The organism is Streptococcus mitis (genome assembly GCF_002005545.1).
In the GTDB taxonomy this organism is placed as follows: domain Bacteria; phylum Bacillota; class Bacilli; order Lactobacillales; family Streptococcaceae; genus Streptococcus; species Streptococcus mitis_I.
Map to the genome: position 1 here is coordinate 1,724,210 of NZ_LBMT01000001.1, position 20,562 is coordinate 1,744,771.

24 protein-coding genes and 1 pseudogene are annotated in these 20,562 nt (G+C 39.2%); 6 read left to right on the forward strand and 19 right to left on the reverse strand.

Features of this window, described 5'->3' with window-relative positions; all coding sequences use genetic code 11:
- Positions 1–72 precede the first annotated feature (72 nt).
- Positions 73–477, reverse strand: a complete 405-nt coding sequence (locus tag QS39_RS08700; RefSeq protein WP_077805254.1) for a hypothetical protein — start codon at positions 475–477, stop codon at positions 73–75.
- A 200-nt stretch (positions 478–677) separates the two neighbouring features.
- Between QS39_RS08700 and coaA the strand changes: the two genes are divergently transcribed.
- The 3 genes from coaA (at position 678) to QS39_RS08715 (ending at position 2,479) form a co-directional block, all read left to right on the forward strand.
- Positions 678–1,598: a type I pantothenate kinase gene (gene coaA, locus QS39_RS08705; protein WP_004258795.1), complete on the forward strand. Its 921-nt coding sequence runs from the start codon at positions 678–680 to the stop codon at positions 1,596–1,598.
- A gap of 67 nt (positions 1,599–1,665) precedes the next feature.
- On the forward strand, positions 1,666–1,902 hold the full coding sequence (gene rpsT / locus QS39_RS08710) for a 30S ribosomal protein S20 (RefSeq protein WP_001274000.1): 237 nt from the start codon (positions 1,666–1,668) through the stop codon (positions 1,900–1,902).
- 52 nt (positions 1,903–1,954) lie between these two features.
- Positions 1,955–2,479, forward strand: coding sequence for a DNA topology modulation protein (locus tag QS39_RS08715; protein ID WP_077805255.1), 525 nt, complete (start codon positions 1,955–1,957; stop codon positions 2,477–2,479).
- 26 nt (positions 2,480–2,505) lie between these two features.
- Here the strand turns inward: QS39_RS08715 and deoD are convergent, their stop codons facing one another.
- The 8 genes and pseudogenes from deoD to rpiA form a co-directional block, all read right to left on the reverse strand.
- Positions 2,506–3,216 carry a purine-nucleoside phosphorylase gene (gene deoD / locus QS39_RS08720; protein ID WP_000022091.1) on the reverse strand — a complete coding sequence of 237 codons (711 nt, stop codon included), beginning with the start codon at positions 3,214–3,216 and terminating at the stop codon, positions 2,506–2,508.
- Positions 3,217–3,765: 549 nt separating this feature from the next.
- Positions 3,766–5,049, reverse strand: a complete 1,284-nt coding sequence (locus tag QS39_RS08730) for a chloride channel protein (RefSeq protein WP_077805256.1) — start codon at positions 5,047–5,049, stop codon at positions 3,766–3,768.
- Positions 5,043–5,276 (reverse strand): annotated as a pseudogene (locus tag QS39_RS08735) (phosphorylase family protein); the annotation flags it as partial. The pseudogene QS39_RS08735 and the gene QS39_RS08730, both read right to left, overlap by 7 nt.
- A gap of 289 nt (positions 5,277–5,565) precedes the next feature.
- Entirely contained in the window at positions 5,566–8,298 is a 2,733-nt protein-coding gene (locus tag QS39_RS11520) for a galactose-binding domain-containing protein (protein WP_077805258.1), read from the reverse strand.
- Between the two features lie 193 nt (positions 8,299–8,491).
- Complete coding sequence (locus tag QS39_RS08750; RefSeq protein WP_077805259.1) at positions 8,492–9,301, reverse strand: purine-nucleoside phosphorylase; 810 nt, start codon at positions 9,299–9,301, stop codon at positions 8,492–8,494.
- A complete protein-coding gene (locus QS39_RS08755; protein ID WP_077805260.1) occupies positions 9,298–9,858 on the reverse strand; it encodes a DUF1697 domain-containing protein in 561 nt (186 codons plus the stop codon). Before QS39_RS08755 ends, QS39_RS08750 begins: the two co-directional genes overlap by 4 nt.
- Before the next feature lies 1 nt (position 9,859).
- On the reverse strand, positions 9,860–11,071 hold the full coding sequence (locus QS39_RS08760) for a phosphopentomutase (RefSeq protein ID WP_077805261.1): 1,212 nt from the start codon (positions 11,069–11,071) through the stop codon (positions 9,860–9,862).
- Positions 11,072–11,094: 23 nt separating this feature from the next.
- Positions 11,095–11,778, reverse strand: a complete 684-nt coding sequence (rpiA, locus tag QS39_RS08765) for a ribose-5-phosphate isomerase RpiA (RefSeq protein WP_077805262.1) — start codon at positions 11,776–11,778, stop codon at positions 11,095–11,097.
- A 225-nt stretch (positions 11,779–12,003) separates the two neighbouring features.
- Between rpiA and QS39_RS08770 the strand changes: the two genes are divergently transcribed.
- Positions 12,004–12,189, forward strand: coding sequence for a hypothetical protein (locus QS39_RS08770; RefSeq protein ID WP_001068559.1), 186 nt, complete (start codon positions 12,004–12,006; stop codon positions 12,187–12,189).
- Between the two features lie 112 nt (positions 12,190–12,301).
- On the opposite strand, the gene trxB is transcribed toward QS39_RS08770, so the two are convergent.
- The 7 genes from trxB to QS39_RS08805 all read right to left on the reverse strand — a co-directional run bounded on the left by trxB (position 12,302) and on the right by QS39_RS08805 (position 16,656).
- The gene (gene trxB, locus QS39_RS08775) at positions 12,302–13,213 is read right to left on the reverse strand and encodes a thioredoxin-disulfide reductase (RefSeq protein ID WP_077805263.1); all 912 of its coding nucleotides are present in this window, start codon (positions 13,211–13,213) and stop codon (positions 12,302–12,304) included.
- Positions 13,214–13,278: 65 nt separating this feature from the next.
- Positions 13,279–13,503, reverse strand: coding sequence for a DUF4059 family protein (locus QS39_RS08780; protein ID WP_000926599.1), 225 nt, complete (start codon positions 13,501–13,503; stop codon positions 13,279–13,281).
- A gap of 77 nt (positions 13,504–13,580) precedes the next feature.
- Positions 13,581–14,324: an amino acid ABC transporter ATP-binding protein gene (locus QS39_RS08785; RefSeq protein WP_077805264.1), complete on the reverse strand. Its 744-nt coding sequence runs from the start codon at positions 14,322–14,324 to the stop codon at positions 13,581–13,583.
- Positions 14,324–15,124 carry an amino acid ABC transporter permease gene (locus QS39_RS08790; protein ID WP_001103449.1) on the reverse strand — a complete coding sequence of 267 codons (801 nt, stop codon included), beginning with the start codon at positions 15,122–15,124 and terminating at the stop codon, positions 14,324–14,326. The genes QS39_RS08785 and QS39_RS08790 overlap by 1 nt, the downstream gene beginning before the upstream one ends.
- A gap of 157 nt (positions 15,125–15,281) precedes the next feature.
- On the reverse strand, positions 15,282–15,638 hold the full coding sequence (locus tag QS39_RS08795; protein ID WP_077805265.1) for an arsenate reductase family protein: 357 nt from the start codon (positions 15,636–15,638) through the stop codon (positions 15,282–15,284).
- A gap of 5 nt (positions 15,639–15,643) precedes the next feature.
- Complete coding sequence (locus tag QS39_RS08800) at positions 15,644–16,162, reverse strand: methylated-DNA--[protein]-cysteine S-methyltransferase (RefSeq protein ID WP_077805266.1); 519 nt, start codon at positions 16,160–16,162, stop codon at positions 15,644–15,646.
- Complete coding sequence (locus QS39_RS08805) at positions 16,162–16,656, reverse strand: GNAT family N-acetyltransferase (protein ID WP_077805267.1); 495 nt, start codon at positions 16,654–16,656, stop codon at positions 16,162–16,164. The genes QS39_RS08800 and QS39_RS08805 overlap by 1 nt, the downstream gene beginning before the upstream one ends.
- 134 nt (positions 16,657–16,790) lie before the next feature.
- On the opposite strand from QS39_RS08805, the gene QS39_RS08810 reads away from it, so the two are divergent.
- A complete protein-coding gene (locus QS39_RS08810; protein WP_077805268.1) occupies positions 16,791–17,237 on the forward strand; it encodes a DUF1836 domain-containing protein in 447 nt (148 codons plus the stop codon).
- On the forward strand, positions 17,234–17,881 hold the full coding sequence (gene trhA / locus QS39_RS08815) for a PAQR family membrane homeostasis protein TrhA (RefSeq protein WP_077805269.1): 648 nt from the start codon (positions 17,234–17,236) through the stop codon (positions 17,879–17,881). Before QS39_RS08810 ends, trhA begins: the two co-directional genes overlap by 4 nt.
- Before the next feature lie 426 nt (positions 17,882–18,307).
- Here trhA and QS39_RS08825 read toward each other — a convergent pair whose 3' ends face one another.
- The 3 genes from QS39_RS08825 to QS39_RS08835 form a co-directional block, all read right to left on the reverse strand.
- Positions 18,308–19,234, reverse strand: a complete 927-nt coding sequence (locus tag QS39_RS08825; RefSeq protein ID WP_077805270.1) for an aldo/keto reductase — start codon at positions 19,232–19,234, stop codon at positions 18,308–18,310.
- Between the two features lie 74 nt (positions 19,235–19,308).
- Positions 19,309–20,124, reverse strand: a complete 816-nt coding sequence (locus tag QS39_RS08830; protein ID WP_077805271.1) for a hypothetical protein — start codon at positions 20,122–20,124, stop codon at positions 19,309–19,311.
- A complete protein-coding gene (locus QS39_RS08835) occupies positions 20,121–20,447 on the reverse strand; it encodes a PadR family transcriptional regulator (RefSeq protein WP_000665423.1) in 327 nt (108 codons plus the stop codon). The genes QS39_RS08830 and QS39_RS08835 overlap by 4 nt, the downstream gene beginning before the upstream one ends.
- Between the last annotated feature and the right edge of the window lie 115 nt (positions 20,448–20,562).

The following is a 20,562-nucleotide window of genomic DNA, read 5'->3' on the forward strand; positions in this document are numbered from 1 at the left end:
TTAGAACTAGAAATATCATAGTCAGGATATAACAAAAAGTTTATCATCTATAATCGGGCGTATTTATTATGACTATTGCTTAACCTTCAAATACTTTATTATCAACAAAATTCCCAACAGGATGTTTAGATAAAAGCCCAACTGATACGTTTTTGTCAGGAATTCCAAACTTGTCCAAAGTCGTATCAAATCTTCTAGTGACATGCGGAAGAAATAACCCTCTGTAGCAATCCATAGAACTAAAAAGACATAACTACCAGCAGCAAGCCATTTCGTCCACCGTTTTTTTAGGAAGAAAGCAATCAAGAGCGAACAGATAAAGACCGCTGTTACAATGGCATGTTCCATCAAAAAAGTAAAACCGTAATAGGTTTCCACAAAACGTCTACCATTATCCGCATTCGCTCCTTTTAAAAAAGGTAGTGCAAAACTTAAAATAAAACAGAGTTCCAATATATAACTTTTTAAGATTTTCATGACACACCTCCTATAAGTTGTGATTCCCAAAGCCCCCTTTATTAGCTTATAAGTCAGGAGAAAGTAGCTCCTACTTCATCACTAAATTGTTCATCCTCTATCTACATCTATTATATAATATTGACTGACCACATTCAAGAAACCGCTTTATTTTTTTAGCTTTTTATGGTATGATAAACAAAATATCTAGGGGAAAACAAATGACCAACGAATTTTTACATTTTGAAAAAATCAGCCGCCAGACTTGGCAATCTTTACATCGAAAGACAACACCTCCTTTGACAGAAGAGGAATTAGAATCCATCAAGAGCTTTAATGACCAGATTAGTCTGCAAGATGTTACCGATGTCTATCTTCCCCTAGCCCATCTCATCCAGATTTACAAGCGTACCAAGGATGATTTGGCCTTTTCAAAAGGGATTTTCCTCCAACGTGAAAGCAAATCTCAACCTTTTATCATTGGGGTTTCTGGGAGTGTTGCCGTTGGAAAATCTACAACTAGTCGACTACTGCAAATCTTACTGTCCCGTACACTTACAGATGCTACGGTTGAGTTGGTAACAACTGACGGCTTTCTCTATCCCAACCAGACCTTGATTGAACAAGGGATTTTAAATCGTAAGGGATTTCCTGAAAGCTATGATATGGAAGCTCTTCTCAACTTCCTGGATCACATCAAAAATGGACAAGATGTGGATATTCCTGTCTATTCTCATGAAGTCTACGACATCGTACCTGAGGAAAAGCAAAGCGTCAAAGCTGCTGATTTTGTCATTGTTGAAGGAATCAATGTCTTTCAAAATCCACAAAACGAGCGTCTCTACATTACTGACTTCTTTGACTTTTCCATCTATGTTGATGCTGCAGTCGATGACATCGAGAGTTGGTATCTGGACCGTTTCTTGAAGATGCTGAGCCTAGCCCAAAACGACCCTGATAGCTACTATTATCGTTTTACTCAAATGCCGATTGGGGAAGTGGAATCCTTTGCCCATCAAGTCTGGACCAGTATCAATCTCACAAATCTACAAAATTATATTGAACCAACCAGAAATCGAGCGGAAGTGATTCTTCATAAAACAAAGAACCATGAAATCGATGAAATTTACTTAAAAAAGTAATTTTCCCTTGTCAAAACGTAAGTTTTCAGATATAATGGTATAGTTAGTAAATATGGAGGTAAGAACATTGGCAAACATTAAATCAGCTATCAAACGTGCTGAATTGAACGTTAAACAAAACGAAAAGAACTCAGCTCAAAAATCAGCTATGCGTACTGCTATCAAAGCTTTCGAAGCAAACCCATCTGAAGAACTTTTCCGTGCTGCTAGCTCAGCTATCGATAAAGCAGAAACTAAAGGTTTGATTCACAAAAACAAAGCAAGCCGCGATAAAGCTCGTCTTTCAGCTAAACTTGCTAAATAAGAAACAGTCCATAGAGGCTGTTTTTTTGTCTCCAAATAGGAAAAGGTAGAAAATGAAAATTGCAATTATCGGATATTCTGGTGCAGGTAAGTCAACTCTCGCAGAAAAGTTGTCTCACTACTACTCCATCCCAAAACTTCACATGGACACACTCCAATTTCAACCCGGTTGGCAAGACAGTGACCGTGATTGGATGTTGGATGAGATGAAAAAATTTCTCACCAAGCATGAAGCTTGGGTTATTGATGGTAATTATTCTTGGTGTTTCTATGAGGAAAGAATGCAGGATGCTGACCAAATCATCTTTCTTAATTTTTCGCCATTGACTTGTCTCTTTCGAGCCTTTAAACGCTATCTTAAATACAGGGGAAAAGTCAGAGAAAGTATGGCAGCTGGTTGTCAAGAACAATTTAATTGGGAGTTTATCAGATGGATTCTCTGGGATGGACGGAGCAAATCCGCTAAGGAACGCTACAAGTGGATTCAAAAAAACTATCCATATAAATTGGTCATCCTCAGATCACAAAAAGAGATAGACCAATTTCTAAATAAGAAAAGGAAGTCCCCCAATTCATAAAGAAGGGCTTCCTTTTTTGGCTATAATTATTCTGCAATCAAGGTTTCCAATCCAACCTTCATCATATCGGTGAAGGTATTTTGGCGTTCTTCTGCAGTTGTATCTTCATCTGGATTGACCAAGCTATCAGAGATAGTCATAATAGCTAGCGCATCAACATGATGTTGGGCTGCCAGATAGTAGAGTGCTGCTGCTTCCATTTCCACAGCCTTGACTCCCCATTTACCAAGTTCGATGTTCTTTTCAAAGTAGTTTGAATAAAAGACATCAGAAGACAAAACGTTCCCAACGTGGGTGGTCATACCAAGTTCTTTGGCGATATGGTAGGCCTTGTCCAGCAAATCAAAGCTAGCGATTTGTGGGAAATCGTACTGTGGCCAGTCATTGCGGATGATGTTAGAGTTGGTTGCAGCTGCCTGCGCCAAAACTAATTCACGGACGTGAACATCTTCATTCAAAGAACCTGCAGTTCCCACACGGATCAATTTTTTTACACCATAGTCAACAATCAACTCACGCGCATAAATCGAAATGGATGGCATTCCCATCCCAGTTCCCATAACAGATACACGGTGACCCTTGTAAGTACCAGTGTAACCAAACATATTACGCACTTCGTTAAAACAAACAGCATCTTCAAGGAAATTCTCCGCAATAAACTTAGCACGAAGAGGATCCCCAGGAAGAAGAATTTTATCAGCAATTTCACCCTGCTGAGCAGCAATATGGATAGACATAATTTATGATACAAAGAGCGACAAGAAAACGACTGAAAATTAGGAATCTGACGAGAAATCCTGATTTCTCAGTCAGATTATCTATTTTCCAAGTTTTCCGCTCGTGTTCAAATCAGAACACACGCTCTACCTTTCTTTATTTTATATTGAGAAAGATACCAAACCCGTCAAAAAGCAAAGGGAAAATAGGAGTTGGGTGCAGTGAGCGATGCTCGCTAGACCAACTATCTTTTTCCCACTGCTTTTAGGGTGGGTTCAATTCCTTTCTTTCTTAATTTTGATGATATTGAGAAGATTAGAGCGGCTTCTATTCAAATCCGAACTCCCCTTCTCTTCTGAGTTTTTAGAAAAGTTTTCCGCTCGTGTTCAAATTAGAACACCTCACTCCACCTTTCTTTTTTTATTTTTATATTTCATAGCTAGGAAAAATCGGATTCAATCAAGATTCCAATAGGCCTACTTCATTTTTATTTAAAACAGTTATTGATAAACTGACAATAGTTTTTAATCTTTTAAGTTAAATCCTTAACTAGAAGAAATGGGCATTTCCTACCTAATTACTTTATTATTTGACTTCTGACACAGTATGTTAGCCCAAGAAAAACGGTCTAACATTTTTGCAAATTCATAGGCTAAAACAGCTATTGCTAAGAGATACGGAAGAGAATCTATACCTAGCCCAGTGAAACCTATTACTAATCCAGTTGCAGACCAGGGAGCCCTCAAGGTCACAGACAAAAAGCAAACCGATCCCAAAAGCAAAATGCTTGGCTGGCTATCCCCACCTAGAATCATTCCAAAGAGAGCAGCTCCAGCCATCCCCAAGGCAAAAGATGGCGTAAGTGTACCACCATAGGCCCCTGCCCACAGAGTAATAAGAACGACCAGTGCTTTTAGGATAAACAAGAGGAATACTGTTTTGCCATTGCTACCATTCAATACTTCCTGAGCCATCATACGTCCATTTCCAAGTAGATGTGGAAAATAACTTGCCAACCCAGCAAGAAAAAGAAAAGCTGTAGGCAATGTGAGAAGTATTCGTTTATCTTTTATTCTGTTTGAAGACGCTGCCTTACTTAAGTGACCAAAAAGCCAAGCTAGTGGGGTTAAGAAAAGAAGTAATAAGGGAATAATCCACGTTTCCTTTAATGACCATGTAATCGCTGGAATATGGTAGAGAGCCTGATCTGAAATAACCAAGCCTGCTGTATAGGTTGACACATAGGTAGTCAAACCGACTAAGACAAATCGTTTAATAGATAGAGCAATTCCTAGAGTTTCAAAAACAAAGAAGACACTTGTTAATGGAACCTGATAGACAGCTGCTAAACCAGCGCCAGCACCACAAGCAAGGAGAAAGATTTGATCCTTCTTAGAGAGAAAACATATTTTTCCAATTGGCCCTGCAAATAGAGTTCCAATCTCTCGTGGCGCAGCTTCTTTGCCAATAGGCGCTCCCCCGCCAACTGCAATAATTTGCCAAATTGAATGAAATAGCTGTCTTAAAAAATGAAGCTTGTATCGTGAAGTCTCATCCTTCATCTGAGCTTTGATGGAATAAATCTTCGACCCTTTTTGCAAGAAATACCAGACCAAGGATGAGCCAAGACCCACGATTATTAAACTTAGTCCTATTCTTGAGGAGGAAACTCCATCTGTCAAAAATCCACTATGATGCTCTAACTGACCAAAAGCCAGCTCCTCCACCATCTCTAAAAGATAATGTAGAAAAATACCAGATAAACCTGAAACTATTCCTTGCAAAATGACTGCTAGGAATAATTTAAGATTATAAGGGATTTTCTGAAAAATACTCCTCAATTCTTTTAACATAATAATAATTCAGCAAAAACGGCTTTAAGTAAGCCTTTAACACACTCAGTCACGTCTATAACCTCTTCGTGGTTAAGCTCTTCTTTGAAACCAGTAGTATAGTTAGTAATACATAAAATTCCTAGAAGTTTCAAACCTGAGTAGGCTACAACAATAACTTCAGGAGCAGTTGATATTTCGACCATATTTTTTCCAAGCATCTTATAGGTACGAATTTCTACTCGTGTTCACATTAGAACACGCGCTCTACCTTTCTGTTTATACTCTTCGAAAATCTCTTCAAACCACGTCAACTCTATCTGCAACCTCAAAACAGTGTTTTGAGCTGACTTCGTCAGTTATATCTACAACCTCAAAGCAGTGCTTTGAGCAGCCTGCAGCTAGTTTCCTAGTTTGCTCTTTGATTTTCATTGAGTATTCATTTTGTTCTTTCACAGAGAGCTACCTGAGTTCTATTCAAGCTCAGGTAGTACTTTCTTATAAACTAAATTAACTAACTGTCATTGTATCATCAGATTACAAGACATCATCGTCACTCACCTTGGAATTCAATGTCGTACCCCAATGAGTGATTTTTCTATGTGGTTGGGCGAGAAGAGGTCTGTTGTCATAGATTGTTTGCCATCTATTCCAGATAAGACCTGTTCTCTTTTCGATCTTAATTCGAAGATTTCTCATATTTTCTTTAATTGGAAGGTTGAGTACAAAACCTGCAATCTGGTTACGTCCATTTCCTTCCCAAGAATGACTGCGAACAACTGAATGACCATTTTTATCTACTGCAACTTCTTCCCAAGTTATAGAATAGCGTGCAATGTAAGCTCCACTATGCTGAATAGTTAGGGTTTTATCTTTTACAGGAGTGTAATTTAACACTTGTACTGGCTTAGAAGTTGGTGGTGTCACAGCATTCTTAGCTATAAATCGAAATACTTCTACTTCAGCAAGACTGAGAGCTTGATTTTTTTGACGTAGTTGAATGCGGACACGGCGACCCAACTTGCCATCCAACTGAAGATCTAGACGATTCCTTTCTAAACGAGAAACATATTTTCTAGTAACTTCTTTCCCTTTTTCATCATATAAAATCACATCAAAATCTGCCAAACGTTTGGAAAGTTCGCCATCTCCACGATTATAAAGACGGACAAGTCCTACCTGTTCTGTACGACCTAAATCAACTTCCCACCAAGGCTGGTTTTCAAATTTTGTATGAGTAATTGATTGCTGGCTGTAGTTACTATTAGTATTTCCATCTAGAGCACGACTAGCATCTCCTCCAAACTCGGTAGAACTTTGGCGTGCTTGCTTTTTCCATGCGATATTCTCAGCACGCAAAACTTGAACTTCTGCGAGACTGAGAGCATTATAACCATCTAACTCAATACGGACAAAACGAGCTTTTTTATAGTCAATTGCAATTTGTGCAGAGATATCTTTCAGAGATGCAATGCGCTTTCTGTCAATTTCTTTCCCAGAACTATCTAAAAGAATCACATTAAAATTGGTAAGCCTATCCTGAGCAGTATCTGTTCGATTATAGATATTGATTTGACGAATCGTTTCTTCCTTGTCTAAATCAACTTGCCACCAAGGCTTAGATTGAAACTCTGTATGCGTTACAGAATGATGAGCATAATTCCCATCAACTTTTCCATCTACAGCCCTTCTAGCGTCACCTCCAAAAGCTGTCGAACTTTGGGTAACCCGTTTCCCTAGAGCTATATTTTCAAGAGGTTCAGCGCTTGGTTGACTAGATGACAGAGGGACTTGTTGTTTCTTAAAGAAAGAAATTTTTTCCAGTTTTGGATCACGGTAACCCTGCTTATCCAATGTTGTTCGTTTTCCAATATTAAAGTTTGGAATATCATTCATACGGCTTTCAAAATAGCCACGCGAACGGTGTTTAACATTGGCACTTCCTGTAGATGTCACCACATCACTATCATTTTGTAGCACAGATGTAACCACATTGTCGTTATCCACTACATAATGTTTAATTTTTCCATTTACAGCGAGCTTCCGACTTTCTAGTCCTACATCCCAGAAACCATTTTTGGCATTCCAGATTGTTCTTGAAGTAATGACCTTAGGTGCATTAAATGTTGTCACTTTTTTCAAAACATTATTATAAAAAGTAGGATATTTCTGATAAGCTTCAACTGCTGCTATTTGAGCTAGATAGCCTCCTAAAGAATGGCCTGTCATATAGAGATTGGTTATAGTGGAATCCTGCGCCAATTCTTTTACCACATTGCGGATATCATCCGCTTGTGCAGGTTTATTTCCTCCTAGCAAGGTCAAGTCCGTTCTCAAATCTTTGGCATCATTCAGTCTTGTCCCACGTATAGCCAACATTTGAACAGTATTGTCTTTTAAATAAGGAAGATCACTCTTAGTTTCAAATAGATAAGCATCCAAACCACTAGCTGTATGGTAAGCTTTTTTCATCTTCCAAAACGGAGCTAACTCATTGTGCATCATCTTATATTCTTGACGATTCAAGTAGAGACTCGGAAATGGATTTTTATGATCTAGAATTTTTTCGATATAGTCATCATCACGATAGGATAATTCCATAAAGAGAAGAGCGTCTCGATCTGTAACATACCATTGTTTCTTATTATCATCTTCCCCATCTGCTAATCCGTCTCCATCACTGTCCGCCAGTAATGGATGACTGTTATATCCTAAATAGTCCTTACCATCTTTACGATAAACATAAAGCTCATCCTTATTTTTGATACCATCCTGATCATCATCACCTTCTAAATCAAGGACTTTTTCACCATAAAGAGAATTGTCAAGCAAATCATTTTCTGAGTGCAGTTCTCCTTTTGAGATTTTCAAAAGATCTTCTGCTGTCACAGGACGAGAAGTTGTAGACTCATCCTTTACATTTTCCTCTTTATTCACTTCTTCAGGAACTAGAGCAGGCTCTGTTTTATGGGATTCCAGCTTTTCTTCTTCCTTCTGATTTTTAAGGACTTCTTTTGTTTCCGGAGCTGGTTGGATAACTGCCACTCTTTCCTCTATAAGAGGCGTTTCCTGTTTTTTATCAGTATTTTCTAGTTTTGTCGGACTATCCGTTGCATTTACTACTAGAGGAGTTTCGTTTTTCACAACTGGACTTCCTTCATTGGCAAAAATTCCTGTCGGTGCTAAAAAAGCAAAACCAACTGCAACAGATACAACCCCGATACTTAATTTTTTTATGCCAAAGCGCATAATTCGTTGACCGATTTTCATTCTTTTCTAACTTTCTTTTATTTTCCCCTATTTACCAATAATTGATAAATAAGCATGTGATAAATTTTTACTAAAGATATAGTAGTTGATTGGATTTTTGTTCATCTTTTAATCACAACAAACCCAATCTTCTCTACTGAAGACGATGAGAACTAAAACCTTCATCTCTAGTCTAATGCCATCACCAATTTTTTTACAATTCAGCAAGAATTGCTTTCAGCAAGCCTTTGAAGTCACCTTTAACACGTTCTGTTACTTCCACAACTTCTTCGTGGTTGAGTTCTTCTTGGAAACCAGCCGCAAAGTTAGTAATACATGAAATTCCTAGAACTTTCAAGCCTGAGTGGGCTGCCACAATAACTTCAGGAACAGTAGACATACCAACTGCATCCGCTCCCAGTGTCTTATAGGCACGAATTTCTGCTGGTGTTTCATAAGTTGGACCAGTAACACCGATATAGACACCTTCATCAAGCTTGATACCAAGTTTTTTAGCCACTTCATGGGCAGTAGCACGGTATTCTGGTGTGTAGGCTTTAGACATATCTGGGAAACGTGGACCAAAATCATCCAAGTTTTCACCCATCAATGGGTTTTGCCCCGTCATATTGATATGGTCTGAGATAGCCATCAAGGTACCAGGACCAAATCCAATACCTCCAGCTGCATTGGTTACAATGACACCTTCGCATCCGAGAACTTTCATCACACGTACTGGGAAAGTCACGACTTCAAGAGGATTTCCCTCGTAGAAATGGAAACGACCTTGAAGAGCCAAAACCTTGCGACCTGCAAGGTCACCATATACTAATTTACCAGCGTGACCAACTACTGTTGAACGGCCCCAGTTTGGAATCTCAGCATAGTCTACTACAACTGGATTTTCGATTTCTTCTGCCAATTCTCCAAGTCCTGACCCAAGGATTAGACCGAACTCAGGGGCTGAAATTCCCTTTTCTTTCAGGAAAGTAGCAGTTTCATGGATTTTGTTTAAAAATGTCATTGTGTGTCTCCTTTATTAGTTTTTAGCATTTGACCGATTTTGTCAAAGGTTTTTGCATTGCGAATGGTGATGTTGCGATAAAAAGGCATCTTGAGCAAGTACTTGTGATAGGCAGTTGCATAATAGGATTCCTCAGAGAATTTCCCCCAGAAAATCCCAAGTCTTCCAAAATGAACGACTTCATCTTCCAGTTCCAAACCGTTCACTTTCTTGATGACTTGAGCCACATCCAAGCCCTCCGTGTAAAAGAGGACATCCTTTCGTGCCAAATCTTTAGTCCACCATTTAGGTAGATTTTCAAGTTCCGCTTCATAGTCTTCATGACTCAGCAAGGAAAAGCTCTGAATAAATGGATAATGGATTTCAAAGAAAGACTCTAACTTTTCAACCAATTGGGCTTTGGGATCTGTCGAAGTAAAGAAAATATTGCCACTGTTGATGTAGGTTTCAACCTTTCCCAGTCCCAACTCTGTCAGTTCTTGACGAAGTTGCGCCATGACAACCTTATTCTTCCCACCGACATTAATGCCCCTAACCAGTAAAGCATAGCGCGTCATCTTACACCAATTTATCTAAGAAACTTTCCCCAATCATGGCAGTTTCAACACCAAAGTTATCGGCAATAGTCGCTGAGATATCTGCAAAATGTCCAACTGGAATGACACCATTTCCCTTAAAGCTAGGGCTGTAAGCTAAAAGTGGAATATATTCACGAGTATGGTCTGTTCCTGCATAAGTTGGGTCATTTCCATGGTCAGCAGTAATCAAGAGAAGGTCGTTCTCCCTCATGGCTGCGATAATTTCAGGCAAGCGTTCATCAAACTCGTGCAAGCAATCACGATAACCGTGAGCATTACGACGGTGGCCGTAAAGAGCATCAAAGTCAACTAAGTTTGTGAAGGAGAATCCTTTTTCAAACTCAGCAAGGCCCATGGTCTTCAATAGTGTATCAATTCCATGGCTGTTTGACTTGTTGTGGCCCATGTCATGGTTGATACCAGCACCGTTAAAGATATCGTTGATTTTACCAACAGCGTAAGTATCGATACCTGCTTCATTCAATTTATCCAAAACAGTTGGTGCAAATGGAGAAACGGCTAAGTCACGACGGTTGGCTGTACGAGTGAAGTTACCTGGTTCACCTACATAAGGGCGAGCAATGATACGACCTAGAAGGGCAGGGCGCTCAAGGGTGATCGAACGAGCGTATTCACAGATACGATACAATTCGTCCAAAGGAATAATGTCTTCGTGGGCAGCAATTTGCAAAACAGGATCAGCTGAAGTATAGATAATCAACTCTCCAGTTTCCATTTGACGTGGTCCAAAATCATCGATAACAGCTGTACCTGAGTAAGGTTTGTTGGCTTCACGAATGACCTTACGTCCTGAAAATTCTTCGATTTTTGTCAAGATTTCTTCTGGGAATCCGTTCCAGAAAGTATCGAAAGGCTCAGTAATGTTGAGGCCCATGATTTCCCAGTGCCCAGTCATAGTATCCTTACCAAGAGATACTTCTTCCAATTTTGTTGCATAACCTGTTGGATTGCTTTCAGCTGGTACAGTCTTAAGAGGAGTTTCGCGAGGAATATTTCCAAGACCGATTTTAGCCATGTTTGGCACATTCAAACCAACGGTTTTAGAAATGTGTCCCAGTGTGTCAGAAGCTCCATCTGGAACCCCTGCATTGACAAAGTTATTAGCATCTGGTGCAGCACCGATTCCTACAGAATCTAGTACCACCAAGTGAATACGATTAAATTTTGACATAGTGTATCTCCTTATTATTTTAGTTATCTTGCTTTTGTTGAAGTTAAAATCTGAACCCCGTCTCGTCCAGCAACGATGACCTTATCCACCATTTGGTTGAATAAGCCGTGCTCCACGACGCCAACGACATGGTCCAATTCTTGTCCGAAAGTAATTGGATCTTCAATGACATCCAAGGCAAGGTCAATGATAAAGTTCTGCATATCGGTCACAAAACGTTGGCCATCTTTTTCACGGAAACTTGGTTTGTAGCCAGCTCGCTCAAAACGACGAAAGACTTGTTCTGCGCCATACTGAACCACTTCTACTGGCAATTTAAAAGCACCTAGTTTGTCGACCAGCTTGCTTTCATCCACTACCCAAATGTAGTCTTTTGAGGGCGTTGCAACAACCTTCTCCATCAAGAGGGCACCACCACCGCCTTTGATTCCATTAAACTGACTATCCACTTCATCCGCCCCATCGACTGTCACATCGACAAAGTCTACTTGGTCAATAGACTTGAGTGGGATATTAAGCCCTTCAGCCTGTTTACTAGTCACACTAGAAGTCGTTACAGCTGTAATCTGCAATCCTTCTTCCTTGATACGACGACCGATTTCTTCTACGAAATAATAGGCAGTAGACCCCGTTCCCAGTCCGACAACCATCCCATCCTTGACAAATTCAGCAGCCTTGATACCTGCCATTTTCTTCAGATTTTCCACTCAAACACCTCCATTAAAGAGCTATCTCTATTATATCATGTATCCGTTTTTATTTCATGGATACACTAGAAAAACCCGAACATTTTTATGTCCACCTTGTTTTGGTAGTTAGAATCTTAGTTATGAGAACTTGTAGATAAAAACAAGTCCTAGCCAAAAGCAGCAACAGTTGATTTTTTATCATAAAGATGGTTAAATAATTAAGTACAGAAAAGGAGAAATAAGATGAACCCATTAGATTTGTTTAATCAAGTAAAAGAGTTAATCGAAACAAAAGATTTCGAAGCTGCTAAAACATTCGTTGCAGAAAATCAAGAACAACTTGGAGAATACTTCTCTCAAGCTCAGCAGTTGATTTCCGGTTCAGAAGGTCTAGATGGACTCGTTAGCAAGATTAAAGGATTTTTCTAAAAATATAAGAGGCTGGCAAAACTCAATTTCAGTAGAAAATGAAATTAATTTTCCCACAATAAAACGCATAGTGTCAAATTTTTTGTAAATCTGATACTATGCGTTTTCATAATTAACTATGTTCGGTGATAAACTTGTAAGCTTCTTGACCAGCGATAGCTCCATCTCCAACTGCTGTTGTTACTTGGCGAAGGTCTTTCAAGCGAACATCTCCAACTGCAAAGATACCGTCAACTGCAGTTTTCATGTGGTTATCTGTCACAACCCAACCTTCCTGATCTTGGATATTCAATTCTTTAACAAAATCGCTAAGAGGGTCCAATCCAACATAGATAAAGACACCACCAAAGGCTTGCTCTGTCACTTGACCTGTTTTCACATTTTCAAATACGACAGATTCTACTCTGTTTTCACCCTTGATTTCCTTCACTACAGAATCCCAGATAAAGTTGACTTTCTCATTCGCAAAGGCACGATCTTGTAAAACCTTTTGAGCACGAAGTTGGTCACGACGGTGAACAATGGTAACAGTCTTAGCAAAACGAGTCAAGAAGAGGGCTTCTTCAACAGCCGAATCTCCACCACCAACTACCAGCAAATCTTGGTCACGGAAGAAAGCACCATCACACACGGCACAGTAAGAAACACCTCGACTGTTCAGTTCTTCTTCTCCAGGCACTCCCAAAGGACGGTGTTTAGAACCAGTTGCTACGATAACGGTACGAGTTTCATATGTTTGGTCATCAGTAATCACTTTCTTAAAATCACCATGGTCTTGGACATTTTCAACATAGCCATAAATGTGCTCAACACCAAGATTTTCAAGCGGTTCAAACATCTTTTCTGCCAATTCTGGCCCACTAATATTAGCGTATCCTGGGTAATTTTCAATATCAGATGTATTATTCATCTGACCACCTGGCAGACCACCTTCAATCAAGGCTACTTTCAGATTGCTTCGAGCAGCATACAAGGCTGCAGTCATCCCTGCAGGTCCAGCACCGATAATAATAGTATCGTACATATAGATTCCTTCTTTCTTGTTGTAACTTTCTTTATTCTAACTCTTTCTTGTCAATCAAGCAAGGATTATGCTTTGAAAACAAGAATTAAACTCATAACCGCAAAGGATAATACTGGAACAACCAAGACCCCAATCATAATCATATCATAGAGATGGGCTTGGCGAGCCTTAGCTGTCTTATCAACTCCCGACATGGCTCTCAGTCCAATCCAAATCCCTAAAAAAATCAGGACGAGGATGGTGGTCAAGATCAAACTCTCGAAATATAAAGAAAATAGTTGCAGTAGCATGATTTCTCTCATTTCTATCTTTTTTAAAGAGTAAACTCAGCTAGTCCAGCTAACTGAGTTTTCCTTTATCTATTATATCAAATATACGTCCGTTTGTAACTAGCGAAGAATTCTTTTGTCCGCTCTTCTTTTGGATGGTGGATAATCTCATCCGGTGTTCCAGACTCAATGATTTTCCCCTTATCTAAGAAGAGAATTTTATCAGCCACTTGGGCTACAAAGGACATGTCATGACTGACTAAAATCATGGTCTGACCTGACTTAGCAGCATCTGCAATAGACTTCTCTACTTCACCGACCAATTCTGGGTCAAGGGCTGAAGTTGGTTCGTCCAAGAGCAAAACATCTGGTTTCATAGCAAGCGCACGCGCTAGAGCAACCCGTTGCTTTTGACCACCTGATAAATGGCGAGGATAATGGTTTTCACGATCAGAAAGTCCAACCTTAGCCAACTCTTCCTTGGCAATCTTAGTCGCTTCTTGATCAGATAATTTCTTGACAACAACCAAGCCTTCTTTTACATTATCAAGTGCTGTGCGGCGTTCAAACAAATTAAACTGTTGGAAAACCATAGACAGCTTACGGCGTAGGGTAAGAATTTCTTCTTGAGTGATTTTAGAAAAATCAACTGAGAAATCATCAATCTGAATAGAGCCACTATCAGGTGTTTCAAGATAATTGAGACTACGAAGGAAGGTTGATTTTCCAGCTCCTGAAGAACCAATCAAGGCTACAACTTCCCCTTTTTGAATATCCAAGTTCAGATGATCCAAGACAGTCTGTCCTGAAAAGGATTTGCTTAAATTCGAAATCTTAATCATTAACGAAGGTCTCCTTTCACATCTGTTTGCACTGTATCAGGTGCAGAAATAGCCATCTTTCTCTCAATGAAACGACCGAGGCTTTCAATTCCAATATTGACTACCCAATAAACAAGGGCAACGGAGATAAAGCGTTCAAAATAGCGGTAATCAGCTCCACCTAAAATCTGAGCTTGGGCAAAGACTTCCACAACACCCGCACTAAAGGCTAGGGAAGTTCCCTTGGTCAAGCCAATTAGGGAATTGATTAAGGTTGGAGTTGCCACAACTGCTGCATTTGGAATAATTACGCGACGATAAACTTGTGCTCGGGTCATACCCAGACTGCGTGCCGCCTCAATCTCACCAGGATTGACTGAGAGAATGGCTGCACGAATTGTTTCACTCGCATAAGCTGCTTCATTGAAAGCAAAGGCGACAATCGCAAAAGCAGCGGCTGGAATCGCATTGATATTGAGACCAGTTCCCCATTGCTGATTGAGGGCTTTCAAAGCCAAGGGAATTCCGTAGTAGGTCAACATGAGTTGCACCAAAATCGGTGTCCCTTTTAAGAAACTAACAAAGAAGGCCTGCAAGGGATATAAAATTTTAACACGATTGATTTTCACAATGGCAAAAAGAAGTGCCAAAACCAAGCCAAAAAGAGCACCACCAATGGTCAACATAATCGTTGTTGGAAGTTGTTGGACAATTCTCGGAATTCCATCAAAGACCGAACGCAGGCTAAAAAGCTTACCATCCGGAATCAATTGCATCAAGTTTTGGTACCAATCTGATGCTAAAATCGTTGTAACATTCATAAAAACATCCTCTCCTGATAATGATTCATTCTACCATACTTCTGCCGTCAATGAAATTATTTGCTACGGTCAGATACAGACTTTGTCTACCTACTAGTTTATCATACTTTGAAACAGGGAGGCTATATATTTTATCTATCAAAGAGATAGATAAAAACTATTTCAATCCCAATTCTTCGTAAGCTTTTCGATAACCGATTTGCTTAACAGTTCCATTCTCCACTAAAATCGGTCGTTTTAACAACATTCCGTCGCTTGCTAGCAACTCAGCTGCTTCTTGGTTTGACAGATTTCCTACCTTATCTTTCAGCCCCAATTCACGGTATTTGATCCCACTGGTGTTAAAAAATTGCTTTAACTCAAAACCTGAGGTCTCTAGCCAGTTTAAAATGACTTCTTGACTAGGTGTTTCTTCGACGATATGGACGTCTTTGTAGTCCACACCGAGTTGGTTTAATTCTTGTTTTGCTTTTTTACAAGTTGAACATTTTGGGTATTCAATAAATTCTAACATGTGTTTCACTTTCTATTGTTTATATCTTTAAAATCTGCGCCTTCATGCTCCAAGAGCCAAGCTTTCTTTTCTACTCCTGCAGCATAACCTGTCAGACGCTTGTCTGCTCCCAACACACGATGACAAGGTACTAGGATAGACCAAGGATTACGTCCCACTGCTCCACCAATTGCTTGGGCAGAAGCCACTTGTAGGTCTTTCGCTATTTGTCCATAGGTCACTGTCTGACCATAAGGAATTCCCTGTAAATAGTCCCAAACTCGCTTTTCAAAATTTGTTCCGAGTGGAGCCAAGGGCAAGTTGGATAAATCCTGAAACTTGCCTTTAAAGTAATCATCTAAGCAAGCAATAACTGGGGTTAAAATGGGGTGACTAACAACTTCTTCTATCGTTTCATCTCCTAGTCCTCTCTCAAAATGCTTCTGCCCCTGCACCCAAATTCCATATAAATAATGGTCATCAGCTACGAGAGATAGAATACCAATTGGCGAATAGTAGAGCATTTTTGCGTACTTCTTTTGCATTATTTCTTCAATTTTTGATAGGCCAAGCGTTCGCCATCAACTGGAACCTTACCAACCTGTTTAAAACCAAGTTTTTCAAAAATATGTTGCATAGCTTTGTTTTCAGCATGTGTATCCGAGCGAAAATCAAGATAATCAAAACCTTCAATCAATCCCTCTAAGAAAGTTTGAGCAACTCCCTGTCCCTGGACATCTGCTGCCACAGCAATACGGTGAAAGACTAGGTACTCTGACTCTACAGATTGCCAGCTTCCTTCATAAATGGCTTCATAGGCTGCCTCTGGACTCTTGGTCACAGCTGCATAAGCTAGTAATTCTCCCTCTTCCAAGGCTACATAGGCTTGACCTGAGATAATATCCTCAATAATAATATCAGCATTTGGATAGCCATTTTGCCACTGGTCACTACCAGCATCTGCTAAACATTTTTTAGCATCCTTCATCACTTGCATGATGGTATCTACTTCATTTGGAAAAGCTAAACGAATCTCCATCTTTTCTCCTCATTTCTGACTAGTTTCTCCCATCATAGCATAATTTAAGCCTTTTCACAAGCAGTTAAAACTTGACTTTTTATTTTTGTTACTTTATACTCTAGTTATTAAAACTAGATAAAAAGGAGTTGAAAATGAAAACCACCTTTTCCTACCCAAAATGGGCAGAAATCCCAAATATTGACCTCTATCTGGACCAAGTTTTGCTCTATGTCAATCAGGTCTGCGCCCCTATCTCTCCTGATAAAGATAAGGGCCTGACAGCATCTATGGTCAATAATTATGTCAAACATGGTTACCTGACAAAGCCTGACAAGAAAAAATACCAACGCCAACAGATTGCCCGTTTGATTGCTATTACAACCCTCAAGTCTGTCTTTTCTATTCAAGAAATAGCCCAGACACTGAATACTCTCCAAACTCAAGCAAGTTCAGACCAACTCTACGATGCTTTTGTAAACTACATGAACCAAGGAATTGATCCAGCTAACCCTATCATCCAAACCAGCTGCCAAACCGTTAAACTCTATCATCAAACTCTAGCCTTAATCGATCATACTCAAGAGGAGGTAATCCAATGAACACCAGTCTTAAACTCAGCAAACAACTCAGTTTTGGAGAGGAGATTGCTAATAGCGTGACCCATGCCGTAGGTGCAATCATCATGCTCATCTTACTGCCTATCTCCTCCACCTATAGTTATGAGACACACGGATTTTTATCATCTATCGGAGTTTCCATTTTCGTTATTAGTCTCTTTCTCATGTTCCTATCATCCACCATTTATCACTCTATGGCCTATGGTTCGACCCATAAATATGTCTTGAGAATCATCGACCATTCGATGATTTATGTGGCTATCGCAGGCTCTTATACACCAGTCGTCTTAACCTTAATGAATAACTGGTTTGGCTATCTGATTATTGCCATCCAATGGGGAACGACCATCTTTGGTATTCTCTATAAAATCTTTGCTAAAAAGGTCAATGAGAAATTTAGCCTTGCTCTTTACCTGATTATGGGCTGGGTGGTTCTAGCTATCATTCCTGCCATTATCAGTCAAACGACACCAATTTTCTGGAGTCTCATGGTAACTGGCGGACTTTGTTATACAGTTGGAGCTGGGTTTTATGCAAAGAAAAAACCTTATTTCCACATGATTTGGCATCTCTTTATCCTGGCTGCGTCCGCACTCCAATACATCGCCATTGTTTATTTCATGTAAAAATAGGTTAGGACAAAAAATCCTAACCTATTTTTTATTCTCTATGATGTTTTATACCCAATCAAAAAAGTACTCTAGTCCATTTTATAGTACCTACTAGCGTGCCGCCTCAATTATGGGATACTGCTTCCCTGATAGTATGTAAATCAGAATAGTTATACTCTTCGAAAATCTCTTCAAACCACGTCAGCGTCGCATTACCGTATATATGTGACTGACTTCGTCAGTCTTATCTACAGCCTCAAAACAGTGTTTTGAGCAGCTTGCGGCTAGCTTCCTAGTTTGCTTTTCGATTTTCATTGAGTATAAATCATAATCATTCGTTAATGAACCGTACCTAACGAATCAAGACAGACAAATGGTCACATAACAAAAAAACGTTTTTCAACGTTTTTTTGACTGTGATTTCTTTAAATGTATTTTTTCCTAAGGTAAATTATTCCCTGCTGCAAGATAAATTTCATACCATTCTTTTCTTGTTAAGCTAAAGTTTGCCGCTTGGCTAACTTCTCTCAAATGCTTAGGATTTGTTGTACCTACGACTGCCTGCATTTTTGCTGGATAACGCAATATCCAAGAAATGGCAATAGTTGAAGAAGTTACTCCATATTTAATAGCTAAACGCTCAAGTACTTGATTTAAAGCTTGAAATTTCTCATTGCCAACAAAATTCCCTCTAAAATACCCGAATTGTAAGACAGACCATGCTTGAATGACCACATCGTGTAATTTGCAATATTCAAAAATGCTGCCATCTCGCATAGCTGCTTGACTATCTTCCATATTAACATGAAAACCTGATTCGAATCCTGGAGTAAAAGCCGCACTCAATTGTAGCTGATTAACAGCTAACGGCTGCTTGACATCTTTTTTAAGCAACTCCATCATCATGGGATTTTGATTAGAAACTCCAAAATTTCGAACCTTACCTTGTTTATAAAGGAAATCAAAGGCTTCTGCTACTTGGTCAGATTCCATCAAAGCATCTGGTCGATGAAGAAGCAAACTATCTAAATAATCAACCTGCAATCTTTCTAAAATCCCATCAACTGATTGTAATATATACTCTTTTGAAAAATCAAAATAGGTAAATTCTTCTATGCGAATGCCACATTTGGACTGAATCCACATCTTTTCTCTTAAATCTGGACGATTTTTTAGGACAAGACCTAACAGTTCTTCACAACGACCACGACCATATATATCAGCCAAGTCAAAAGCATTGATTCCAACAGAAAGTGCTGTTTCTACAAGCTCTTCAACTTCTTTTACAGACTTATCTTTTATTCTCATCATTCCGAGAACAATTTCTGATAATTCTTTGTCATCTTGACCAAGAGTTATGTATCTCATCAAATTTTTCTCCTTTAATTTCTAACATTCTTCCCTTCATTATAACAAAAAACCGCTTTGCAACGGCTTTTTGGCTATATTTCACTCCATTTTATCTTCTTAAACCCACGGAACAAGAGAAAAATGCCAATAAAAAGAACAGCTAAAGGAATGAATTTTGTAAGGAAAACATTTGAAATGCCCATCCACGCATAATAACGGAGCAGAGAACCTACAATAAGGTGGGCAATAATCATACTGACAAAGGGACGAAAGACCGCTTCTTTCCAATTCCAAATACTGATGACTAGAGAAAGCGTAAAGACAAGGAAACTATCCCAGGGAGCAGGAAGATAAAAGGCTCCTTCTTGTACAAAACTTCCTATTCCTACATATCCCAGAACAACTAGCAGAACAAGAATCCCAACGATAATATAGGTGCTAATTTTCATTTTAGGAGAATCTTGGACTAAACTTTTTCGTAAAATTGTAGCCACAAACCCAAATCCAATCAGAAAAAGAAGAAGTTGCCCTAAAAAAGTAAGCAAATTGACTGTTAAGAGAGGACCTTTAGAAAAATCACCCAGTAGATGATAGTAACGTAATATCGCTAGGACAAAAATTGGCGTCAAAAGGGACTCCTTGATAGAACTGCGTGGTGCTTCCTTGAGAATCTCTTTCATTATTTTTTTAGGATTCTTACCTAGATAATCCTCTGCACTCATGCCATCTCGTTCTGCTTCTGAGAAATCTAACATAATCAAATAAATCTGCTCTCTGAGATAGTCCTCATCATAGAGAAATCCAGCAAGATTAAAACTATCCCACAGCTCCTCAAAATACTGCTGATTCTCCTCAGAAAACTCATGCAGCAAAGCGCTTGTTTCTTCGTAATACTTCATTTTCTTCATGGTTTACCCCCATTCTTTATCCCTTCTACTTTTTGACTCAAATCGTCCCATTGTTGCCAAAAGACTGAGACACGCTCTTCTCCTTCTTTAGTTAACGAAAAATACTTCCGATCTGGACCATCTGGTGACGGACGCATATCACCTCTTATCCATTGATTTTTTTCTAACTTTTGCAACAAAGGATAAATAGTTCCTGGAACGATAGTGTCAAATCCAGCCTCTCGCAAAGTCTGAACCAACTCATAACCATACCGCTCTTTTTGACCAATCATATCCAAGACACAACCTTCAAGAACACCTTTTAATAGTTGAGTTTCTTTCATCCCTTCTCCCTTCTAATCTATTTTGTAATACCTACTAGTAGCTTCATCTATAATATACCACTTTCACACTAGTTTGTAAAGCATAATAGTTAATGCTCTTCGAAAATCTCTTCAA